Below are 506 nucleotides of genomic sequence, written 5' to 3' on the forward strand. Positions count from 1 at the left end.
CTGCTGTCAAGCGTATCATCCCCGACTTCGAGATGAGCTACGATGTCGATCCGCTGCGCCAAGCTATCGCTGAGTCGTGGCCTAACTCGCTCGACGACAGCTGCGCTCGTCGTGAGTGGGACTGGCAACCACACTACGACCTCGACACCATGAGTCAGGATATGATCCAGGTGCTACGCGCTCGCTACGGCAAGTAAGCATCCGCACAGATCCCCAGAGACTGACACAGTCTCATCCACATGCGCCACTCTTGAGTTCGCTCAGGGGTGGCGCTTTTCATTTGTGACTCTCGAGGAAGGCTCCGCAAGTGCGTACGCATGGCCACCTTCCGTGTGGAGACGAAAGCTTTTGTAAAAGCGCCCAAAACGGTTCCTCCCTTGGAACTTTTCAGTTCCAACGTAGGAACTTCTCGGTTCCTAGGGAGGGATTTCTGTTTTCCTAGGCATGAAACTCTAGTTTCTTCGGCATGAAACACTAGTTTCTTCGGCATGAAACACTAGTTTCTT

At 53.2% G+C, this 506-nt stretch carries 1 pseudogene; it reads left to right on the plus strand.

Annotated elements, in window-relative coordinates:
• Nucleotides 1–197, plus strand: a pseudogene (locus PORUE0001_RS00170) (L-threonine 3-dehydrogenase); the annotation flags it as partial.
• Between the last annotated feature and the right edge of the window lie 309 nt (nucleotides 198–506).

Source organism: Porphyromonas uenonis 60-3, assembly GCF_000174775.1.
Lineage (GTDB): Bacteria > Bacteroidota > Bacteroidia > Bacteroidales > Porphyromonadaceae > Porphyromonas > Porphyromonas uenonis_A.